24 protein-coding genes are annotated in these 20,477 nt (G+C 71.8%); 12 read left to right on the top strand and 12 right to left on the bottom strand.

The annotated features are described in order from the left end of the window. Positions 1-60: 60 nt before the first annotated feature. Entirely contained in the window at positions 61-1,386 is a 1,326-nt protein-coding gene (locus Air01nite_RS37725; protein WP_203708200.1) for an NAD(P)/FAD-dependent oxidoreductase, read from the bottom strand. An 85-nt stretch (positions 1,387-1,471) separates the two neighbouring features. Between Air01nite_RS37725 and Air01nite_RS37730 the strand changes: the two genes are divergently transcribed. Then, on the top strand, positions 1,472-2,482 hold the full coding sequence (locus Air01nite_RS37730; protein WP_203708201.1) for an alcohol dehydrogenase catalytic domain-containing protein: 1,011 nt from the start codon (positions 1,472-1,474) through the stop codon (positions 2,480-2,482). A 2-nt stretch (positions 2,483-2,484) separates the two neighbouring features. On the opposite strand, the gene Air01nite_RS37735 is transcribed toward Air01nite_RS37730, so the two are convergent. Together Air01nite_RS37735 and Air01nite_RS37740 are read right to left on the bottom strand one after the other, a co-directional pair. After that, positions 2,485-3,144, bottom strand: a complete 660-nt coding sequence (locus tag Air01nite_RS37735; RefSeq protein WP_203708202.1) for a response regulator — start codon at positions 3,142-3,144, stop codon at positions 2,485-2,487. Beyond that, positions 3,141-4,250 (bottom strand): sensor histidine kinase, encoded by a 1,110-nt coding sequence (locus Air01nite_RS37740; RefSeq protein ID WP_203708203.1) that lies wholly within the window; start codon positions 4,248-4,250, stop codon positions 3,141-3,143. The genes Air01nite_RS37735 and Air01nite_RS37740 overlap by 4 nt, the downstream gene beginning before the upstream one ends. 178 nt (positions 4,251-4,428) lie before the next feature. Between Air01nite_RS37740 and Air01nite_RS37745 the strand changes: the two genes are divergently transcribed. Continuing rightward, the gene (locus Air01nite_RS37745; RefSeq protein WP_203708204.1) at positions 4,429-4,839 is read left to right on the top strand and encodes a DUF6069 family protein; all 411 of its coding nucleotides are present in this window, start codon (positions 4,429-4,431) and stop codon (positions 4,837-4,839) included. 28 nt (positions 4,840-4,867) lie between these two features. On the opposite strand, the gene Air01nite_RS37750 is transcribed toward Air01nite_RS37745, so the two are convergent. Next, positions 4,868-5,299: a hypothetical protein gene (locus Air01nite_RS37750; protein ID WP_203708205.1), complete on the bottom strand. Its 432-nt coding sequence runs from the start codon at positions 5,297-5,299 to the stop codon at positions 4,868-4,870. A 23-nt stretch (positions 5,300-5,322) separates the two neighbouring features. Here Air01nite_RS37750 and Air01nite_RS37755 point away from each other — a divergent pair, with 23 nt between their 5' ends. Continuing rightward, on the top strand, positions 5,323-5,538 hold the full coding sequence (locus tag Air01nite_RS37755; protein ID WP_203708206.1) for a hypothetical protein: 216 nt from the start codon (positions 5,323-5,325) through the stop codon (positions 5,536-5,538). Positions 5,539-5,542: 4 nt separating this feature from the next. Here the strand turns inward: Air01nite_RS37755 and Air01nite_RS37760 are convergent, their stop codons facing one another. Continuing rightward, positions 5,543-6,004, bottom strand: coding sequence for an SRPBCC domain-containing protein (locus Air01nite_RS37760; protein ID WP_203708207.1), 462 nt, complete (start codon positions 6,002-6,004; stop codon positions 5,543-5,545). Between the two features lie 82 nt (positions 6,005-6,086). On the opposite strand from Air01nite_RS37760, the gene Air01nite_RS37765 reads away from it, so the two are divergent. The 3 genes from Air01nite_RS37765 to Air01nite_RS37775 are packed head-to-tail and all read left to right on the top strand — an operon-like array spanning position 6,087 to position 8,124. Beyond that, a complete protein-coding gene (locus Air01nite_RS37765; protein WP_203708208.1) occupies positions 6,087-6,812 on the top strand; it encodes an AMIN-like domain-containing (lipo)protein in 726 nt (241 codons plus the stop codon). 35 nt (positions 6,813-6,847) lie between these two features. Continuing rightward, a complete protein-coding gene (locus tag Air01nite_RS37770) occupies positions 6,848-7,270 on the top strand; it encodes a YunG family protein (RefSeq protein WP_203708209.1) in 423 nt (140 codons plus the stop codon). Further along, positions 7,228-8,124 carry an FAD-dependent oxidoreductase gene (locus Air01nite_RS37775; RefSeq protein WP_203708210.1) on the top strand — a complete coding sequence of 299 codons (897 nt, stop codon included), beginning with the start codon at positions 7,228-7,230 and terminating at the stop codon, positions 8,122-8,124. Before Air01nite_RS37770 ends, Air01nite_RS37775 begins: the two co-directional genes overlap by 43 nt. On the opposite strand, the gene Air01nite_RS37780 is transcribed toward Air01nite_RS37775, so the two are convergent. Further along, on the bottom strand, positions 8,115-8,387 hold the full coding sequence (locus tag Air01nite_RS37780) for a hypothetical protein (protein ID WP_203708211.1): 273 nt from the start codon (positions 8,385-8,387) through the stop codon (positions 8,115-8,117). The genes Air01nite_RS37775 and Air01nite_RS37780 overlap by 10 nt on opposite strands. Positions 8,388-8,417: 30 nt before the next feature. Further along, positions 8,418-8,831 (bottom strand): hypothetical protein, encoded by a 414-nt coding sequence (locus tag Air01nite_RS37785; protein ID WP_203708212.1) that lies wholly within the window; start codon positions 8,829-8,831, stop codon positions 8,418-8,420. Positions 8,832-8,998: 167 nt separating this feature from the next. On the opposite strand from Air01nite_RS37785, the gene Air01nite_RS37790 reads away from it, so the two are divergent. The 4 genes from Air01nite_RS37790 to Air01nite_RS37805 all read left to right on the top strand — a co-directional run bounded on the left by Air01nite_RS37790 (position 8,999) and on the right by Air01nite_RS37805 (position 13,249). Continuing rightward, the gene (locus Air01nite_RS37790) at positions 8,999-10,270 is read left to right on the top strand and encodes an ABC transporter substrate-binding protein (protein ID WP_203708213.1); all 1,272 of its coding nucleotides are present in this window, start codon (positions 8,999-9,001) and stop codon (positions 10,268-10,270) included. A 68-nt stretch (positions 10,271-10,338) separates the two neighbouring features. Further along, positions 10,339-11,220, top strand: a complete 882-nt coding sequence (locus Air01nite_RS37795) for a carbohydrate ABC transporter permease (protein WP_239091250.1) — start codon at positions 10,339-10,341, stop codon at positions 11,218-11,220. Continuing rightward, positions 11,217-12,038, top strand: a complete 822-nt coding sequence (locus Air01nite_RS37800; protein WP_203708214.1) for a carbohydrate ABC transporter permease — start codon at positions 11,217-11,219, stop codon at positions 12,036-12,038. The genes Air01nite_RS37795 and Air01nite_RS37800 overlap by 4 nt, the downstream gene beginning before the upstream one ends. An 11-nt stretch (positions 12,039-12,049) precedes the next feature. Then, the gene (locus Air01nite_RS37805; protein ID WP_203708215.1) at positions 12,050-13,249 is read left to right on the top strand and encodes an ABC transporter ATP-binding protein; all 1,200 of its coding nucleotides are present in this window, start codon (positions 12,050-12,052) and stop codon (positions 13,247-13,249) included. A gap of 54 nt (positions 13,250-13,303) precedes the next feature. On the opposite strand, the gene Air01nite_RS37810 is transcribed toward Air01nite_RS37805, so the two are convergent. Next, entirely contained in the window at positions 13,304-14,863 is a 1,560-nt protein-coding gene (locus tag Air01nite_RS37810; protein ID WP_203708216.1) for a S8 family peptidase, read from the bottom strand. Positions 14,864-14,909: 46 nt separating this feature from the next. On the opposite strand from Air01nite_RS37810, the gene Air01nite_RS37815 reads away from it, so the two are divergent. Further along, on the top strand, positions 14,910-17,486 hold the full coding sequence (locus Air01nite_RS37815) for a CHAT domain-containing protein (protein ID WP_203708217.1): 2,577 nt from the start codon (positions 14,910-14,912) through the stop codon (positions 17,484-17,486). A 5-nt stretch (positions 17,487-17,491) separates the two neighbouring features. Here Air01nite_RS37815 and Air01nite_RS37820 read toward each other — a convergent pair whose 3' ends face one another. The 3 genes from Air01nite_RS37820 to Air01nite_RS37830 all read right to left on the bottom strand — a co-directional run bounded on the left by Air01nite_RS37820 (position 17,492) and on the right by Air01nite_RS37830 (position 19,088). After that, complete coding sequence (locus tag Air01nite_RS37820) at positions 17,492-17,962, bottom strand: hypothetical protein (protein ID WP_203708218.1); 471 nt, start codon at positions 17,960-17,962, stop codon at positions 17,492-17,494. Further along, the gene (locus Air01nite_RS37825; protein ID WP_203708219.1) at positions 17,959-18,585 is read right to left on the bottom strand and encodes an RNA polymerase sigma factor; all 627 of its coding nucleotides are present in this window, start codon (positions 18,583-18,585) and stop codon (positions 17,959-17,961) included. The genes Air01nite_RS37820 and Air01nite_RS37825 overlap by 4 nt, the downstream gene beginning before the upstream one ends. A gap of 107 nt (positions 18,586-18,692) precedes the next feature. Beyond that, positions 18,693-19,088, bottom strand: a complete 396-nt coding sequence (locus Air01nite_RS37830) for a hypothetical protein (protein WP_203708220.1) — start codon at positions 19,086-19,088, stop codon at positions 18,693-18,695. Positions 19,089-19,256: 168 nt separating this feature from the next. Here Air01nite_RS37830 and Air01nite_RS37835 point away from each other — a divergent pair, with 168 nt between their 5' ends. Beyond that, positions 19,257-20,087 (top strand): hypothetical protein, encoded by an 831-nt coding sequence (locus tag Air01nite_RS37835; RefSeq protein WP_203708221.1) that lies wholly within the window; start codon positions 19,257-19,259, stop codon positions 20,085-20,087. On the opposite strand, the gene Air01nite_RS37840 is transcribed toward Air01nite_RS37835, so the two are convergent. After that, on the bottom strand, positions 20,060-20,477 hold a 418-nt coding region (locus tag Air01nite_RS37840), incomplete at its 5' end, for a class I SAM-dependent methyltransferase (RefSeq protein WP_239091249.1). The two genes, Air01nite_RS37835 and Air01nite_RS37840, sit on opposite strands and share 28 nt — an antisense overlap.

Consider the following 20,477-nt stretch of genomic DNA (forward strand, 5'->3'; position numbering starts at 1 on the left):
AGTACGACTCGACCCAGAAAATATTCAGCGCGCCGACGCAGCAGAGGACCGAGGACTACATCACTGGCCGCTTTGGCTGATCATCTCGTCGCCGTGTACGAACGCGCGGCGCGGGTCCTGCACCGAGGCGAGGGAGACGATGTCGCGGCCGAACACCGCGGCCGTCAGCCAGACCGCCAGCACGCGGACCTTCCGCTCCCAGCTCGGCACCGCCAGCACGTGGTAGCCGCGGTGCATCAGCCACGCGGGCAGGCCCTTGATGACGATGCGCTTGTACTGGAAGATGCCCCGGCCGAGGCCGAGCGTGGCGACCGTGCCCAGGCTGGCGTGCTTGTACCGCCTGACCTTCCCGCCGCGGATGCTGGCCACGATGTTCTGGGCGAGCAGCTTGCCCTGGCGCACGGCGTGCTGGGCGTTCGGCACGGTCGCGGTGCCCGGCACCGCGAGGTCGGGGACCGCCGCGTCGTCGCCCGCGCCCCAGGCGTCGGGCACCGGCTCAGCGTCGGTGCCGACCCGCAGGTCGGCCCGCACCATGAGCCGGCCCCGCGCGTCGATCGGCAGGTCGGTCATGCTGCGCACCATCGGGTTGGCGGCGTTGCCGACGGTCCACACGATCAGGTCGGAGTCGAACTCCTCGCCGTTGGAGAGCACCACGTGCCCGTCAGCCGCCGAGACGAGCTGGGCGTTGAGGTGCACGTGCCCGCCGCGTTCCTCCAGCGACCGCACCACCCACCGGCCGGGCTCGTCGGTGACCTCCGGCAGGATCCGGTCGCGCGCCTCCACCAGGTGGAAACCCAGTTCGGACCGGTCGATCTCCGGGTACGACCTCGTCAGTGCGGTCGCCAGCGACAGCAGCTCGCCGAAGCCCTCGACGCCCGAGAACCCGCCGCCCACGAACGTCACGGTGAGCAGCCGCCGGCGCAGGGGACCCGGCTCCATCGCCGAGGCGCGGTCGAAGTTGGTCAGGAGCCGGTCACGGATGGCCACGGCCTCCTCGACGTGCTTCATCCCGATCGCCTGGTCGGCCACGCCCGGGATCGACAGCTTCCGGGTCACGGCGCCGGCGGTGATGGCGATCACGTCGTACGCGATGGTGAACTCCGGCCCGTCGGTGGGCCGGACGATCGCCGTCTTGTGCGCGTGGTCGACGCGGATCACGGTGCCGGAGACGAGCTTGGTGCGGCGCAGGTGCCGGCGCTGCGAGACGGCGGCGTGCCGCGCCTCGACCGACCCGGCCAGCACCTCGGGCAGAAACGGCTGATAGGTCATGTAGGGCCGGGGGTCGACGACGACGACCTGAGCCTCGCCGCGCCGGAGCTTCTTCTCCAGCTTCCAGGCGGTGTAGAAACCGGCATAACCACCACCGACCACCAGAATCGTACGCACGCGTGCCCCTTCTCGTCGTCGAAGTCACCAGTATCGACCGGGTAGCGCGCCGATCTGTGACGGCAGCGGATGCGAGGTCTCACACATGCTCACGGCCAACGCCAACGCGGTCAATGAGCCGTTGGTCTTCACCGAACGCGATGTGCCCTCACCGGGCCTGGGCGAGGTGCTGGTCAAGCTCATCGCCTGCGGTGTCTGCTACACCGACCTGGACGTGCTGCAGGGCCACTGGCCCGACGCCCGGTTCCCGGTCGTGCCAGGCCACGAGATCACCGGCGTGGTCGCCGCCGCCGGTCCGGGCGTCACGTTCCCCGAGGTGGGCACGACCGTGGGCGCGCAGATCCTCGGCGACTCCGACCGGCACTGCGACTACTGCGTGCGCGGGGAGCAGATCCTCTGCCCGCACAAGCGCTTCACCGGCATCGACTTCGACGGCGGCTACGAGGAGTACGCCGTGCTCAAGGCCGACTTCGTCACCCCGCTGCCGGCCGGGCTCGACCCGGTGGCGGCGGCGCCGCTGATGTGCGCGGGCCTGACCGCCTTCAACGCCCTGGGACAGGCCGGGATCAGGCCCACGTCGCGGGTGGCGGTCGTGGGCGCGAGCGGCACGCTCGGCACTCTGGCGGTCCGGTACGCGGTCGCGATGGGCGCCCGCGTGGCCGCCGTCGGCCGCTCCGACCGCGGCAAGGCGGCCGCCCACGATCTGGGCGCCGAACTGTTCGTGGCCACCGCCGACCAGGACCCGGGCGATGCCCTGACGTCGTGGGGCGGCGGAGCGGACATCATCCTCAACGCCGCGCCGTCCTCCTCGGCCGCCGCGGCGGCGTACCCGGGGCTGGCCCCCGACGGCACGCTGGTGCTCTGCGGCTACGGCCCGGAAGCGCTGACCCTGCCCACGGGGGCGCTGCCGCTGCGCCGCCCGCACGTCATGTTCAACCCGTCGGGCTCGCCACACAACGCCCGCGAGACCCTGGCGTTCTCGGCGGCGCACGACATCGTGCCGGACTACCTCCCGATCGCCCTGCGCGACGTCAACGCGACCCTCGACACGATGGCCAAGGACCACCCGGCCAAGCGCTCGATCATCCGGTTCTGACCTCAGCTCGTGCCCGGCCGCACGAGGCCGCTCTCGTAGGCGAACACCGCCGCCTGGACGCGGTCGCGGAGGTCGAGCTTCGTCAGGATGGCCGAGACGTGCGTCTTGACGGTGCCCAGGCTCAGGAACAGGGCCTCGGCGATCTCGTTGTTGGAGCGGCCGCGGGCGACCAGCGTCAGCACCTCGGCCTCGCGCGCGGAGAGTTGGCCCAGCGCGGTCTTCAAAGCCAGCGGGGCGGCCTGGCCGGCGAAGCGGTCGAGCATCCGCCGGGTCACCGGCGGCGCGAGCATCGCGTCGCCGCGCGCCACCGCCCGGATGCCGTCGGCGATCTCGCTCGGTCGCATGCTCTTGAGCATGAAGCCGCTCGCACCCGCCTGGACCGCGGCGTAGACGTGCTCGTCCAGGTCGAAGGTGGTCAGCATGACGACCCGCGCCGGGTTGCCGCCGGCCACGATCCGCCGCGTCGCCTCGATGCCGTCCATACCCTCCATCCGGACGTCCATCAGCACCACGTCCGGGCGTTTCGCCTCCGTCACCGCGACCGCTTCGAAGCCGTCGGCGGCCTCGCCGACCACCTCCAGGTCGTCGCGGGCGTCGATGATCATGACGAAGCCTTCGCGTACGGCGTGCTGGTCGTCGACCACGACCACCCTGATCGTCACGCCGCCGCCTGCTGCCGCAACGGGAGCCGCGCCGACACCTGGAAGCCGCCGGTGGCCAGCGGCCCCGCGTCGAGCGTGCCGCCCAGCAGGCGCGCCCGCTCCCGCATGCCGGTCAGGCCGTGCCCGCCGCCGCGCCGCGGCACCGCGGCCGCCGGGTCGCCGTCGTCGACGATGTCGAGCCGCAGCTCGCCGTCGACGAAGCGCAGCCGCACGTCGGCCCGCTTGGCCCGCCCGTGCCGCAGGCTGTTGGTCAGGGACTCCTGCACGATCCGGTACGCGGAGAGCGCGACGTCGGGCGGCACCGGCCGCTCGTCGCCGGCCCGGTCGAGCGCGACCACGAGCCCGGTCGCGCCCAGCGACCGGGCGAGCGCGTCGAGCTGGTCGAGGCCCGGCTGCGGCGTGCGCGGCTCGTCGCCGGCGTCGTCCAGGCGCATCGTGCGCAGCATCGCGCGGAGCTCGTCCAGCGCCGTCCGGCCGGCCTCCTGGATCGTGTCCAGGGCCGCGCGGGCCTTGTCGGGCCGGGCGTCGAAGACGTCGGCGGCCGCCCCGGCCTGCACGACCATCACCGACACCGTGTGGGCGACGACGTCGTGCAGTTCCCGCGCGATGCGGGACCGCTCGGCGTCGATGATCCGCTGCCGCTCCTCCTGGCGCCGGGTCCACCGGGTCCGGCCCAGCTCACCCCACGCCCAGCTGAAGCCGAACGCGAAGACCGCCAGCAGCAGGTCCCGGTAGCCGCCGGTGACCAGGGTCCAGGGCGCGGCGACCACGCCGACCGCCAGCGCCCAGATCGACACCCGCGGCGGGCGGATCCAGGCGAAGTAGGCCAGCGGCGCCGCCGCGAGCCCCAGCCACCCGACGTGCGGCGCGATCGCCTGGATGCCGGCGCCGGCGGTCAGCGCGGTGATCATCGCGAGCTCCGGCCGCCGCTGGATCCAGAGGATCGTGCTGGCCTGCACCAGGGCGAGCACCAGCGCCGCGACCAGCGACGCCGTGGACCGCGGTCCGTCGTCCGTGACGAGGATCAGCGTGACCAGGATGGCCGCCATCGCGAACGAGATGGCGGCGTCGAACCAGGGGCGGCGCGGCGGGCAGTCGGTGGACATGCCATGAAACGTACGTCCTGGGCGGGTGGGCGGTCATCGGTCGCGAGACCGGCTCCGTGCGGCGCGGGATCGGTCGCGCGACCGAGTCCGGGACCGATCTCCGGCCAGATGTGGGACGAGGCGCCGCCGGCGGAGGGTGAACGCCATCGGATCCACCACCGCAGAAGGAGCTACCGCCATGACGACCACGACCGCCACGGGCACCGACTGGCGCGCCGTCCGCCGTTACCGCCTCGCGGCCATCTTCGGCACGGTCGCGGCCAACATCGTGGTCTGGGCGATCGCCGTGCCCGTGCTCGGCGCCGACCTGTCCGTCCGCACGGGCGATCGCACCACGGAGGTGAGCCCGACGGCCGTCTCCGTCGTCACGCTGCTGGCCGGCCTGCTGGGCTGGACGCTGCTCGGCCTGCTGCGCCGCACCCGCCGACCCGGCCGCACCTGGACGGTGATCGCCTGCGTGGTCCTGCTGATCTCGCTGCTCGGCCCGCTCTCCGCGGTCACCGCCGGCGGGGTGGCGACGCTGCTGACCATGCACCTGGTGGCCGGCGCCGGCCTGATACCGGCCCTGGCCCGCACCGCGCGTCGCTGACCAGCGAAGGAACGGACCGTTATTAACGCTATGCGTTAATAACGGTCCGTTCCTTGCCTCGGCGAGGGCGTCGAGCTTCTGGTGCAGGATGTTCTGCTGCGTCGTGCCCGGCACCGTCGGGTTGGCGCCGGAGGTCATCGCGGCGACGCGGCTGAACAGCATCTGCATGCCACCGTCGCCGAGAATCGCCGTCGCCGGTGTAGGCGCGCCAGGTGCCGAGCCCCCAGCTGCGCGAGGTGATCCGGCGGTTCCAGATCACGTACTGGATGGACTCGTGGCGCAGCGGCGCGGCGACGCACGTGTTGACGTCGACCCCCGGCCCGGCGTCCATGTCCCAGGCGTCGACCCAGCCGTCGGGGTCCGGGTTGTGGTCGGAGCCCGTCTGCTGGTGCGCCGCGTCGCCGATGGTGCCGTCGCTGGTCTTGTCGCGCTTTGGACAGTCGCCCGAAGGATCGTTCATCTGGTGCCGTCTACATTGGCCCGATGGTCTTGATCGAGCTCGACCGTCCCGCGCCCGAGGAGCGCCAGCGGCCCGTCGGGCGACCGGCGCGGAAGGTCGTCGCCCTGGGGGTGCTCGCGGCGCTGGCCGTCCAACCCGGCGAACGGCTCGAACCGGCCGCGCCGCGACCCGCCCCCGAATGCACAGTGCTCCAGGCCGACGGGCCCACGAGCATGTTCGCCATGATCTGCCGGGACTGAGCGCTCAGCGGCTCGACTCCACCAGGCGGGCCAGGTTGGCCAGGGCCATCCGGGTGCCGAGCTCGTTGTCGGCCGTGGACACGCCGTCGGGCAGGCCGTCGAACAGCACCAGGACGTCGGTGCCGCCCTCGACCTCGGTCAGGACGGTGGTCATCGTCATCGTCCCGTGCACGTCGGGGGAGTCGGTCTCGAACTCGATCACCTCGACCACCTCCTCGCCGGGCACCAGCCGGGCGAAGTGTCCGTGATAGGTGTCGGTGTTCGACTCGGTCTTGCCCGCCCGCGTCGGGTCCGCGTACGTCAGCGAGACCCGGAACCTGCCGCCCTCGCGGGCCTCGAACTCGTGCACCTCGGCGGTCATCCCGTCCGGAGCGCGCCAGCGGGCGATCGCCGCGGGGTCGACGAGGGCCCGGTAGACGGCGGCCGGCGGTGCGTCGATGTGGTGCAGTACCCGCGTGGATGCCATGGCTCCCCAGGTTAGTTCACGCCGAGCGGCCGTTCGCGGCCCTGCGGGTAAACCGGATCGGTGGGTGGCGCGTCAGTCCCGCATGAAGCGTTCCTTTGTCCCGCTGCTGGCCCTGCTGGCCGCTCTCGGTGTCGGCGCGTGCGAGCGCGGCGCCACCGGAGGCACGCCGGCCGCGCCCCGCGCACCGGCCACCACGGCATCCGAAATGCCCGACTCTCCCGACCCCGTGGCGCCGCCGGCGGCCACCGACGAGCCGCAGCAGCCGCCCGCACAGCCGGCCGCGGCCACCCCGGCCCGCCCCTACCGCGTCACGTACGGATGGGCCGTCCCGTCCCGGCCGGCCCGGGTGCCGCACCGCGTCGTGCTCCGGGACCCGCCGGCCCCGCCGCTGCCGTTCCTGGTGCGGGTGCAGGTCGGCGACCACCCCGGCGAGAACCCGGCGTACACCCGGATCACGTTCGCCTTCGACAGCGCCTGGCCGACGTACGAGATCGCGTACCAGCGCGACCTGACCCAGGACGGCAGCGGCAACCCGGTGCCGTTGCCGGGCAACAGCGTCCTGCGGATCACGTTCACCGACGCACAGGGGCACGACGAGCAGGGACACCAGACCCAGCGCCCGGGTACGAACCTCGGCTACCCGACCCTGAAGGGCTACGGCTTCGGCGGCGACTTCGAGGGTCACGTCACCTACGGCCTGGGCATCCAGGTCAAACCGAACAGCGACCAGGCCCTCCCGATCCGGGTCGGCGAGTTGGTCCGCGCCGACGGCACGTACGTGGTCGCGGTCGACGTCCGCCGCTCTTGACCCTCGACCAGGTCGAGGCCACAGACTCGGGCACCATGCTGACCTTGACCGACCTGCAGGCGGCGATACGGGCGAGCTGGGCGCACGACACCTGCTCGCCCGACGACCAGGCCCGCACGCCCTGGACCGCCGAGAACCCGGCCTGGGGCCACTGCGACATCACCGCCCTGCTGCTCAACGACCTCGTCGGCGGCGACCTGGTGCTGGGCGAGGTGCACCTCGGCCCGGACCGGCACGGCTACCACTGGTGGAACCGCCTGCCGGGCGGCATCGAGATCGACCTGACCCGCGACCAGTTCCGGCTCGGCCAGACGATCACGGCTGCCCGCGTGGTGCGGCGCCCGCCGGGCGCACCGAAGCGCCGCGGGGCCGAGTACGAACTGTTCCGGCAACGGGTCCAGGGCAGGATGGTGGAGTGGCAGACGTCATCGTCATCGGCGCGGGAATCATCGGCCTGACGGCCGCGCTCGCCCTGCAGGCCCGGGGAGCCCAGGTCACGATCGTCGCGGCCGAGGAGCCGCAGGACACGGTGTCGGCGGTCGCCGCGGCGGTCTGGTACCCGACGAAGGTCGACGCGGACCCGCGAGTCCTGCGCTGGGGCCGACGGACCTTCGACGTCTTCACCGCCGAAGCCGCGACCGGCGCCCCCGGCGTCACCATGCGACCGACCCGCATGATCATCCGCGGTCCCGTCGACGCGCCACCGTGGTGGGCGCCGGCGGTCCCGGACTTCACCGCGGTCGCGGGCGAGTGGCGCTTCACGGTCCCGGCCGTGGAGATGGTGCCCTACCTGGCGCACCTGCTCGACCGCTTCCGAGCCGCCGGCGGCACCTTCCACAAGCGGCGGATCGAGAGCTTCGACGACCTCGACGCGCCACTGATCGTCAACGCCACGGGTCTCGGCGCCGCGCGGCTCACGGGGGACGAGCGTTTGCAGCCGATCCGCGGCCAGGTCGTGATCGTCGACAACCCGGGCCTGACGACGTCGATCCGCGACGAGGACCACCCGCTGGGCCCGGTCTACATCCACCCGCGCAGCCAGGACGTGGTGCTCGGTGGCACGTTCGAGGTCGGCGACGCGGACCTCACAGTCCGGCTGGCCACGGCGGAGGCGATCATCGACCGCACGAGCCGGGTCGAGCCGCGCCTGGCGGGCGCGAGCGTCCGGAAACACCTGGTCGGCCTGCGCCCGGCCCGCCGCGGCGGCCCGCGGGTTGAGCGCCAGGACCGGATCATCCACGCGTACGGCCACAGCGGCGCCGGGATGACGCTCTGCTGGGGCACCGCGGCGGAGGTCGCCGATCAGGCCTGACCGCGGATGATCGCGACCGCGACCCGGGCCAGTTCGTTCAGGTCCGGCTCGAAGCCCGCGGCGATTTCCTGGTGCAGCCCCGCCCGCGTCTCCTCGAGCAGCCGGCGACAGACCACGTCGAACGGCTCGCCCCGGTAGGACGCGCGTACCCGATCGGTCGCCGCCTGCAGGGCCGACGTCAACTGCTCCTCCAACGGACCCTGCAACTTGCGCTGCACGGGATCGCGTGGGTCCGGTTCGAGCGTGACGTGCGGGTCGGCCATGTGGTTAGTCCTGCCCATCGCCGCCGGCCGTCAAACGCTGATCGACTCCACCCGCACGAGGTAGGACGGCTCCTCGGCCGGCTCCTCCCGGTAGCTGATCGACCGGATCTGCCGTTCGTCGGCGAACAGCGTCACGTCGGCCAGCACACCCAGATGGGTGCCGGTCAGCCGGCCGCGTTTGTCGCTGAGCACGTCGGCCACCCCGGCCAGGAACCGTGGCGCCGACCCGACGTGCTGCGCCGGGCCGCGGACCACGACGTCCAGCGCGACCGGCGACCGCAGCGGGGTCCAGCCGCTGCGTTGTGCCGCGGCCAGCGCGGCCAGCAACAGGGCTCGCACGCGTTCGGCCTGGCGGTGGCCGGCGGACAGGATCGACAGGGTCTCCGTCTTCTGTGGCGGGAGACCGGCCACCTCGAACGAGACGGACAAAGTGGTGTCCTGCACGGCGGACCTCCGCGGGTCGGGCGGGGGCGACGGTCGCTACGTATAGCGACCGTACCGTGTCCCGTCGCTGTCCACGAGGTGTACAAGCGGTCCACGTTTGTTTTCCGCACGTGGTGGGCATGGACCGAGATCGGCTATCCGCAACGACGCGGGAACGGAGGTCGGATATGGCCGAACGATCTCGAGGACCGGGACGGAGACGGATCGCGGCGCTCGCGGCGGTCGCGCTGCTGGCGCCTTCGGCGGCGGCCTGCGGCAGCGACGACGGCGGCGTACCGGTGATCAACGTCTACTACTCCACCGAGCAGAGCTTCCAGAAGCTCGTCGACGAGTGCAACCAGCAGGCGCAGGGCCGCTACCGGATGGTCTACCAGGTGCTGCCGCGGGCCGCCGACGAGCAGCGGGTGCAGATGGTGCGCCGGCTCGCCGCGCAGGACAGCGGCATGGACGTGCTCGGGCTCGACGTCACCTGGACGGCCGAGTTCGCGAGCGCGAAGTGGATCCGCGAGTGGACCGGCCAGAACAAGGAGGAGGCCTCCCGCGGCACCCTCGAGCAGCCGCTGGCGTCGGCCACCTACGAGGACAAGCTCTACGCGGCGCCGAAGAACACCAACACGCAGTTGCTCTGGTACCGCACCGACCTCGTGCCGAACCCGCCGAAGACCTGGGACGAGATGATCAAGATGTCCCAGGACCTGAAGAGCCAGGGCAAGCCCTACGAGATCGACACCATGGGCGCCCAGTACGAGGGCCTGGTGGTGCTCTACAACAACATGGTCGCCAGCTCCGGCGGCAAGATCCTCAACGACGACGGCACGAAGGCCGAGTTCGACCAGGGTGCCGTCGACGCGCTCGGCACGCTGCAGAAGTTCGCGTCGGCCGGTGTCACCAACCCGTCGTTCACGAACACCCAGGAGGACGCGGCCCGGCTGCAGTTCCAGGGCGGCAGCGGCGCGTTCCAGCTCAACTACCCGTTCGTCTGGCCGGCCCTGCAGGAGGGCGCACCCGACCTCAAGGACAAGGTCAAGTGGGCGCGCTACCCCGGCATCGACGCCAACACGCCGAGCAAGGTGACGATCGGCGGCTTCAACCTCGCGGTCTCCGCGTACTCGAAGCACCCGGACGAGGCGTTCCAGGCGGCGCTGTGCCTGCGCTCGCCGGAGCACCAGTTGTTCTCCGCGGTCAACGACGGCGTGCCGCCGACGATCGAGTCGCTCTACGACGACCCGCAGTTGGACGAGGCGTACCCGTTCAAGGCCGACATCCTGGCCCAGATCAAGGACGGCGCCAACCGCCCCGTGACGCCCGCCTATCAGAACCTGTCCACGGTGCTCTCGGCGACGCTGTCGCCGCCGGCCGACATCAGGCCGGAACAGGACGCCGACGCGCTGCGCGGCTCGATCCAGGACGCGCTCGAGTCGAAGGGAGTCCTGCCGTGACCGCGGAGACTGCCACCGAGAAACCCACCACGCATTCGGTACGCGCGCAGCGCAAGGCGAAGGCCCGGATCAGCGAGGGCAAGCGGCAGGAACGCAAGCTCGGCTGGCTGCTCTGCGCACCGGCGGCGTTCGTGATGATCGCGGTCACCGCGTACCCGATCCTGTACTCGGTCTGGCTCTCGTTCCAACGCTTCGACCTGAAGTTCCCGGACCAGCGCGAGTTCATCGGGCTGGGCAACTACGCGACCGTGCTGACCAACGAATACTGGTGGACCGCGTTCGGCATCACCACGCTGATCACGGTCGTCACGGTCGCGGTGGAGCTCGTGCTCGGCATGGCGCTGGCCTGGATCATGTTCCGCACGCTGGTCGGGCGCGGCCTGGTCCGCACCGCGGCGCTGATCCCCTACGGCATCGTCACGGTGGTCGCGGCGTTCTCGTGGAAGTTCGCCTGGACACCGGACACCGGCTACCTCGGCAACCTGTTCGGTGAGGGCGCGCCGCTGACCGAGCGGGCCAGCTCGCTGGCGATCATCATGCTGGCCGAGATCTGGAAGACGACGCCCTTCATGGCGCTGCTGCTGATGGCCGGCCTCGCGCTGGTGCCCGAGGACCTGCTCAAGGCGGCGTCGATGGACGGTGCCACCGGCTGGCAGCGGTTCACCAAGGTGATGCTGCCGGTGATGAAGCCGGCGATCCTGGTGGCCCTGCTGTTCCGTACCCTCGACGCCTTCCGGGTCTTCGACAACATCTACGTGCTGACCGGCGGGGCCAACAACACGTCGTCGGTCTCGATGCTCGCCTACAACAACCTGATCCGCGGGCTCAACCTCGGCATCGGGTCGACCATGTCGGTGCTGATCTTCATCGCGGTCGCCATCATCGCGTTCATCTTCGTGAAGCTCTTCGGCACCGCCGCACCCGGCAGCGACGAGGGAGGCCGGCGATGACAGGGGCAAAGTGGCGGTGGGGTTTCCTCGACCTCGTCGTGATCGTGTTCGCGCTGATCCCGGTGCTGTGGATCGCGTCGCTGTCGTTCAAGACCCCGGCGACGATCACCGACGGCGACTTCATCCCTCGGGAGTGGACACTCGAGAACTACCGGAACATCTTCAACACCGACCAGTTCGTACGGGCGTTGGTCAACTCGATCGGCATCGGGCTGATCTCGACGCTGGTCGCGGTGGTGCTGGGCACGATGGCCGCGTACGCGATCGCCCGGTTGGATTTTCCCGGCAAGAAGCTGCTGATCGGCATCTCGCTGCTGATCGCGATGTTTCCGCAGGTGTCGCTGGTCTCGCCGTTGTTCGAGATCGAGCGTTCGATCGGGTTGTTCGACACGTGGCCCGGGCTGATCCTGCCCTACATCACGTTCGGCCTGCCGCTCGCGATCTACACGCTGTCCGCGTTCTTCCGGCAGATCCCGTGGGACCTGGAGAAGGCGGCCAAGATGGACGGTGCGACCCAGGGCGAGGCGTTCCGCCGGGTGATCGCGCCACTGGCGGCGCCGGGCGTGTTCACGACCGCGATCCTCGTCTTCATCTTCTGCTGGAACGACTTCCTATTCGCGATCTCGCTGACCTCGACCGAGCGGTCCCGGACGGTCCCAGCGGCGCTGTCGTTCTTCCAGGGCGCGTCCCAGTTCGAGGACCCGACCGGCGCGATCTCCGCCGCCGCGGTCATCATCACCATCCCGATCATTCTGTTCGTGCTGTTCTTCCAGCGTCGCATCGTCTCGGGCCTGACCTCCGGCGCCGTGAAGGGTTAGGGGCTTTCCACATGGCTGACATCGTTCTGGACAAGGTGACCAAGGCGTTCCCCGACGGCACGCTCGCGGTGCAGGAGTTCAACCTGGAGATCGCCGACGGGGAGTTCGTGATCCTGGTCGGCCCGTCGGGATGCGGGAAGTCGACGACGCTCAACATGATCGCCGGGCTGGAGGACATCAGCTCGGGGGAGCTGCGGATCGACGGCCAGCGGGTCAACGACAAGGCGCCACGGGACCGGGACATCGCGATGGTGTTCCAGTCGTACGCGCTGTATCCCAACATGACCGTCCGGGAGAACATGGCGTTCCCGCTCAAGCTGGCCAAGCTGTCGCGCGAAGAGATCGACCGGAAGGTCGACGAGGCGGCCAAGGTGCTGGAGCTGACCGCGCTGCTCGACCGCAAGCCGGCCAACCTCTCGGGCGGCCAGCGGCAGCGGGTGGCGATGGGCCGGGCGATCGTCCGCTCGCCGAAGGCCTTCCTGATGGACGAGCCACTGTCCAACCTGGACGCCAAGCTGCGGGTGCAGATGCGCACGGTGGTGTCGCGGCTGCAGAAGCGGCTCGGCACGACGACGGTCTACGTGACGCACGACCAGACCGAGGCGATGACCCTCGGCGACCGGGTCGTGATCATGCGAGCCGGTGCCATCCAGCAGGTGGGTGAGCCCCAGGAGCTGTACGACCACCCCAACAACCTGTTCGTGGCCGGTTTCATCGGCTCGCCGTCGATGAACTTCCTGCCGGCCACCGTCTCCGACGGCTCCCTGCACACCTCCCTCGGCGACTTCCCGCTGGGCGAGCGGCTGCGTTCGCGGCTCGCGGACGTGTCCGGCGACCTGATCGTCGGCATCCGGCCCGAGCACTTCGAGGACGCGTCACTGATCGAGGACTCGATCCGCCAGCGGGGCGCGGAGTTCGAGGCGACGGCGGACCTGGTGGAGTCGATGGGCTCCGACAAGTACGTCTACTTCACGGTCGAGGGCGAGAAGGCGAGCGCGGCCGAGCTGGAGGAACTGGCCGCCGACGCGGGCAGCGGCGACCTGCCGTCCAGCGGCTCCAACCTGGTGTGCCGCTTCTCGGCGGAGTCCCGGGTCAAGGAGGGCGATACGGCCCGCATCTGGGTCAACCTGGACAAGATCCACCTCTTCGACCCGTCCAACGGCCGCAACGTGACCCTGCACGAGGGCAGGTCGTCTGGGGTGTCCGCCTAGACGTGCCCCGCCGCCGCCCGCGCCCCTGTGCCGAGGGCGCGGGCGGCGGTGTGCTCAGGGTGCCGCGGGATACAGGACTGCTCCCACGCCGGGGATCGCGTTCCGGCGCGCCTGCGCGATCAACGCGTGGGCCGCGGCGGTTCCGTTCTCGCCGGTGCGTGACATCCGGGCCGCGATGAGGCCGGCGACCATCGGTGCGGCGAATGACGTGCCGCTCCAGGTCGCCATGCCGTCGAAGGTCCGCCTGCCGCCCTGCATCGGCGGCTCCTGATAGGTGTACGAGCCGCTCGGGTAGGCGTTGGTCAGCTTCTCGCCCGGCGCGTAGACGTCCACCCAGGCCCCGAAGTTGCTGAAGGCCGCGCGCTTTCGCCAGTCGGCCGAGAGCGCGCCGACGCCGAGGGCCCACCGGCTCGCGGCGGGCCAGAAGGGATACCGTTCGCCGTCGTTGCCCGCGGCCGCGACGATCACCAGACCCTTGTGTCGATGGAGGACGTCCCGGTGGAAGGCGTCGAGGATCGTCAGGCCCTCCGCGCTCGACAGCGTGCCGGCCGACAGGTTGATGATGTCTGGCGTGTCCTCCTCGATGTATCGCTGGAGTGCCGCCACCAGGTCCATCTCGAACGCGGTGCCGGACGGGGCCGCGTCGCCGCGGTCGTAGATCCGGGCCGGTAGGCCCGCGCGGACGATTACCTCCGCCGCGGGCGCCATGGTGCGCACGACGCCCGCGATGAAGGTGCCGTGCCCGGCGTACCGGGCGAGGTCGTTGCCGACGATGCCGTCGTCGTTGTCGCCGCGAACACCTTTAAGCCAGGGAAGCGCGGCCGCCCGTTGGTCGAATCCGGTGTCGACCACCAGGACCCGGATCCCCCTCCCGGCGAGGCTGTCGGCCGAGACCGCCGGGTCCGGCGGTGTTCCGGCGGGTGCGTACGCGGGCTCGTCGGCCGGGCACGGGCTGGTGTGGCCGGCGATGTGCACGAGGTATTCGCCGCTGGCGGCCCCGACCGGCTCGCCGGCGAAGGCCACGGGGCGCCTCCTGCCGCTCGCCTCCTCGGGCGGCAAGCCGTCGCGGATGACCCGCACCGCCTGGTGCACGAAGACTCCGGGCACGAGCTTCAACCAGCGGATGCCCAAGGCGAGATCGCCGTCGAGACGTTCGCCGGGCTGCCGCTCCCATGGCCCGGGGGTTGGTCGGTGCGTCACGACCGGTGGAGGCCCGTCTGCAGGCGGATCCTCGTCGGTGCGCGGGTCCTCGTCCGTGCGTGGATCCTCTGCCGTGGGTCGTTCCTCTGCGGTGGGTGGTTCCTCGGCCGTGGGTGGTTCCTCGGCCGTCAGGTTGCGCGGGTCCGGCGGTGCGTACATGCCGGCCGCCGCCAGCAGCCCTCGGGCGCGCTCGGCGATCTCGTCCGGGACGACGACGAACCCTCTCCGGACGAAATAGCGGACACCGTTCGTCTCCCAGTCGGGGTTGCCTGGCTCGACGAAATCGCCACAGTCTTCGAGGATCGCCGCGACCTGGGCCTCTTCGGACGTTCGCGCCTCTGCGAGCGTCGGCCAACGCTCGCGTTCCTCATTGGTCGGCCAGCCACGGCCGCGGTCGGATTCCGAGTTGTCCACGTTAATCTCCTTGGCTTGGGGGAGCCGGTTTCTCCACACTGAGCGAGTGAGCGATGGCGACGAGTTGCTGCGCCTGGTGTTCTCACGTCCCGTCGAGGCCCTCGCGGAAGCCGAGCGCCTGATCGCCGGCGACGTGCCGGCCGCGCTGGCGTCCGTCGCGCATCAGGTGCGGGCCATGGTCGTCCGCGAGGACGGCCGGTTCGCCGAGGCCATCAAGGACCTCCGGCTGGCCGTGCGACTGGCCCGGGTGTCGGGCGACCGCGAGCGGATCGTCGACGTGCAGGCCACGCTCGGCCTGACGCTCGCCCGGGGCGGGCGCACCGCGGCCGGGCTCGCCGCGCTCGACGCCGCGGTCGCCGCCAGCACCGGGCGGCTCGCCGGCCGGGTGCTGATGCGCCGCGCGCACCACCTGGCGACGATGGGACGCCGGTCGGAAGCGCTGGCCGACCTCAACCGCGCGATCCCCGTGCTCCGCCGCGCCGGCGACGTGGTCTGGGAGGCCCGGGCCCGCAGCTGCCGGTTCGAGGTGCGGGTGGCGTTCGGTCAGGTCCGGCTGGCCGCCCGTGACCTCGACCTCGCCGCGCGCCTGTTCGCGCAGGCGGGGCAGGAGCTCGAGCTCGCGACGATCGTCCACAACAGAGCAGATCTGGCGTTCGCCGGCGGCGACCTTCCGGCCGCCCTGGCGCAGCTCGACGAGGCGGAGAGCGCCTACGCGCGGCTGGGCTCGTACATCCCGGACCTGGTCTTCGATCGTTGCAAGGTGCTGCTCGTCGCGGGCCTGGCCCACGAGGCGCTCGCGGCCGCGGACGCCGGGATCGCGCGGTTGGAAGGTCGCACCTCCGACAAGGCGGAGCTGTTCTTCGCCGCGGCGCGCGCCGCGCAGGCTGCCGGCCGCCCCGCGGACGCGGTGGAGCGGGCCCGGTCGGCCCGCGACCTGTTCGACGCCCAACGGCGGCCGTGGTGGAGCGCCCGCGCCGCGTTCGTCCTGGTGCAGTCGCGGTACGACGCCGGGCGGCAGGACCGCCGGACCCAGGCGATGGCCGCCCGGATCGCGGACAGGCTGGACGCGCTCCATGCCGAGGAGGCCGCCGCGGCCCACCTGTTGGCCGGGCGGTTGGCCGCCGCGCACGGTCAGCTCGCGGCGGCGGACCGGCACCTCGCCCGCGCGGCCCGGTTGGGGCGGCGCGGCCCGGCGTTCGGACACGCCGCCGGCTGGCTCGCCACCGCCCTGCGCGCGGACACCCGGGGCGCGACAGCAGCGGCGCTGACCGCCTGCCGGCGCGGGCTGACCGCGGCGGCCGACCACCAGCACCGCCTCGGCGCCGTCGAACTGCGCATCCACGCGGCCGCCTACGGCACCGAGCTGGCCGCCATCGGTCAGCGCCACGCCGTGCGCCGCGACGACGCCCGGATGCTGCTGCGCTGGAGCGAGCGCTGGCGTGCCGGCGCGCTGGCTCCCGCGCCGATGCGGCCGGCGGACGACCTCGCGCTGGCCGGCGATCTCGGTGCACTGCGGCGGGTGATGACGCGGATCGACGCGGCCCGGGCGGCCGGCTCGCCGACGAGCCAGCTCGAACACGACCGGCGCCGGCTGGAATCGGTGATCAGGTCGCGCACGCGGCGGGCGGGCACCGACGCCGCCTCCGCTCCCGATCAGCCCGACGACGTGCTGGGCCGGCTCGACGACCACCTCCTGGTCGAGCTGGTCGCCCTCGACGGCGTGCTGCACGCGGTCACCGCACGGCGCGGCCGGATCCGCCTGCACGTCGTCGGGCCGGTGGCGGCCGCCGTCCGCGAGGTCGAGCTGGCCCGGTTCATGCTGCGCCGCCTGGTCCGCGGCAACCCGCCGGCCGGCGCGCTGGCCCGGGTCGAGCAGGCCGGGCGGCTCCTCCAGGCGGCCCTGCTCGGCCCGGCGGTGTCCGATCTGGACGGACGACCCGTCGTCATCGCACCGCCGGGCTCGCTGCACGCGGTGCCGTGGGCGATGCTGCCCGCCCTGCGCGGCGTCCCGTGGTCGGTCACCCCGTCGGCCGCGGTCTGGCTGCGGGCCCGGCAGCGACCACCCGCCGCCGACCGGGGCGTCGTGATCGTGGTGGGTCCGGGCCTGACCGGCGCGGAGGCCGAGGCCAAGGAGATCGCCGACGGCTACGGCCGGCCCATCGTGCTCGCCGACGGCGGTGCCACGTCGACCCGGGTCCTCGCCGCCCTGGACGGTGCCCGCACCGCGCACGTCGCGGCGCACGGCGTCTTCCGGGCCGACAACCCGCTGTTCTCGTCGCTGCGCTTGGCCGACGGGCCGCTCACCGTCTACGACCTCGGCCGGATGCGGCGCGCGCCGCGCCACCTGATCCTGTCGAGCTGCGAGTCGGGCATGGCCGCGCCGATGGCCGGCGACGAGCTGCTCGGCATGATCAGTGTGCTCGTGCCGCTCGGCACCGCCAGCCTGCTGGCCAGCGTCGTGCCGGTGAACGACGCCCGCACCACGCCCCTGATGGTCGACGTCCACGCCGGCCTGCGCGCCGGTCAGGGCTTCGGCGCCGCCCTCGCCGGCGCGCGCGGCCGCGCCGACGCCGATCCGGTAGCGGTCGCCACCGCCCTCGCCTTCGTCGCGCTCGGCCACTGAGCGGCTCATATCGTCACCCAGGTGGTGGTCACCCGCGTGCCGTCGGACGACCGGCAGCGCAGGCGGATCGGGCCGTGCGCGACGCCGACGACCACGAACCGGCCGAGCGGGTCAACGTCGACGCGGTGGCGCTCACCGGCCTGCTCCAGGAAGCAGTCGCCGCTCGACGTGCCGGACAGCAGCCCGAGCAGCCGGAGCCGGCCCTGCTCCTCGCGGACCTCGAGGTCCACCTGAATGCCGCCGCCCTCGAAGGACAGCAGCCAGTGGCCCTGCGCCGGGTCCGGTTCCGCGCGGACGGTCTCGTACGCCGTCTCGTTTCGCGAGTCGGCGACGAGCACGGCGATCGCCGCGTCGAGGTCCCGGGTGAGGAACGCCGCGCGGGCGGCGACCAGCACGTCGTCGGGTGTGCCGTCCACGTCGGCCGCGATCCGCCGGTACGCGGACAGGAGCTCTTCGTCGTGCCATTCGTCCTTCATGGTCGAATCACTCCTTGGCCAGCGTCGTCGGGCCTACGTTGTCCGGCCGCCGTGCGGGCCTTCGTCTGCTCGAAGAGGTTCCCGTCGAGCCGGTCGCGCAGGCAGGCGAGGCACCGCTGCCGGGTCGGCCCGATGCTGCCGACGGGCATGTCCAGCGCGGCGGAGACCTCCGCGTAGCTGGGTGCCGGGTCGGCCATCAACACGCGCAACAGCCGCTGGCAGTCCGGCCGGATCCCAGCGAAGGCCCGCCACAGCGCCGCGTCCCGCTCGTCGCGCAACAGCCGGTCGTCCAAGGGGTCGGTGACGGCGCCAACCGCCTCCCACCCCTCCTCCGGCTCCCCGGTGTCGACCCGGCCCGTGCGGCGCCGGATGTTGTGGCACTCGCGGCGGACGACCGTCGCGAGCCAGCTACCCAACCGTTCCGGGTCCCGGATGTCGTCGATCTTCTCCACCAGCCGCAGCCACGCCGTCTGCACGGCGTCGGCCGCGTCGGCGTCGCCCATGCCCAGACCTCGGGCAACGGACCAGAGGAGGTTCGTGTACCGCCCCGTCAACGCGTCCCACGCGTCCGCGTCGCCGGAGCGGACCCGGCGTACCAGTTCTGCGAGATCCAGCTCTGCCATCGGCTGCTCCTGACCGCTGTCTGGAATCGTGGCGCACCTGCCGCCGCACATCTGTCGGCTAGACGGCGCAACGCCCGCACCTGATACACCGGACCGCACCGGGCGGGTCAGGGAACAACCGTGAAGAGGTGGCTCGTGGTGGACGAGAAGTCGGTGTGAATCCCCGCCTGTGCCTTGTAGGTGGCCACGGCCTCGAGCACGTCACCCTCGTCGGCGGTCCAGCCGGGGTCGATGTCGACCTTGAGGTCCTCGGTCAACGGCGCGCTCTGCGGCACCAGCGTCCGCGCGACGGTCCGGTTGGTGACGACCGCCATCTTGCTGTGGTTGATCACCGTGACCGTCAACCGGTCGCCGTCGACGAACTCCCGCAGGTTCTTGCCGATCTCGACGGAGGCGATGACGTCGAACGCCTTGCCGAGCGAAACCATCTCGGCGAAGTTCTTCGTGCCGTCGTCGGCGGGGTAGAGCTGCTTGATCGCTGCGTCCCAGTTGTTGTTGGGCATGTCTTACCTTCCGCGTCGTGTGCCGATCTGACGGGCGACCGCCCATCCGCAAACGAGACGGCCCTGCGCCCGCGGCTGATACACGCGCATGCTGTGCCTCATCATGACCAAGATGCGCAGAGCCGTCGCTGTCGACCACGCCGGATGCCATTTCCGTGGTCGCTCAAGATGAGCGCGGTGCTGGCGGAGCAGAGCGCGGCGCTGAACAAGGGTGACCAGGCCGGGTTCCTCGCGCCGGCGGCCGGCAACGCCGAGGTCGAAGCGGCGCTGAAACGGCGGTTCACCGGTCTACGGGCCCTCGGGGTGGCAGACGTCCAGCAGGTGGTCAACACCGGCCCCGACCGGGTCGGTGAGTCCCTGCGGTGGAACACGCAGATCCGCTTCGACTACTGCCTGGGTGGCACTGGTTGCGATGTCGACGGCCCGGTGATGGACACCGCCTGGGAGGAGACCGCGGACGGCGTCAAGCTGGTCGACATCGACCCGACGTTGTACGGGCCGCGACCCTGGGAGGCCGACGACCTGGTCGTGCGCAAGCTACTCGGGTTACGCGTTGGCGTGGCAGGCCGAGGGCACCGACCTCGTGGTGCGGCTCGACGCCTACCCGATCGACCGGACCGGCACGCTGCTGCGCCACGAGATGACCCACCTCGCGACGCTCGGCCACGCGCCGATCAGCGGCGGCGACGGCGCCGGCTGGTGGCTGAGCGAGGGCATCGCATCGGTCGCCGGGGCGAACGGTGCGAGTGTGCGCGACTACCCGGCCCGCGACACGGCGACGACGCCGACGGTGAGATCAGTGCCAAGTACGGCCTCAGCTACTACGCCAGCCGGTGCATCGACGAGAAGTACGGCCGCAAGAAGCTACCAGCCCTGGTCGACGCAGTGCTCCGCAACGGCGAGGACGCCGCGGCCGCGTCGCAGCGGATCCTCGGCGCCAAGTGGACGGCCGTCGAGTCGGCCTGCCTCAGCTACTCCCGCAAGGCCGCCGGGCTGTAGTAGGAGTGGACCGCGGGCTGGCCCGTGTAGTTGGGGCCGGCGCGGTCGTCGGCGCCGAGGAACGTGTACGGCAGCGTCAGCTCGCCCCGCCCGACGCGGGTGATCCTGCGCCGCCGGCCGTCATAGGTGAAACCCGCGTCGGTCAGGCGCGCGGTCAGGGTGCGGCCCAGCGGCCGCCCGTCGGCCCGGCGGATGCTGGTCAGGTCGAGGTCGGCCACCAGCAGGCCGGTGGCGGTCAGCCAGCTCGCCGCCCGGGCCAGCACGCCCAGCTTGTCGCCCACGTAGTGCAGCCCGTGCACCACGGTGATCAGGTCGAAGCGGCGCTCCGGCTGCCAGGCGGCAGCGGCGGCGCAGATCAGCGTCACGGTCGACCCGGGCGGCACCGGGTCG

The organism is Asanoa iriomotensis (genome assembly GCF_016862515.1).
Classification (GTDB): Bacteria; Actinomycetota; Actinomycetes; order Mycobacteriales; family Micromonosporaceae; genus Asanoa; species Asanoa iriomotensis.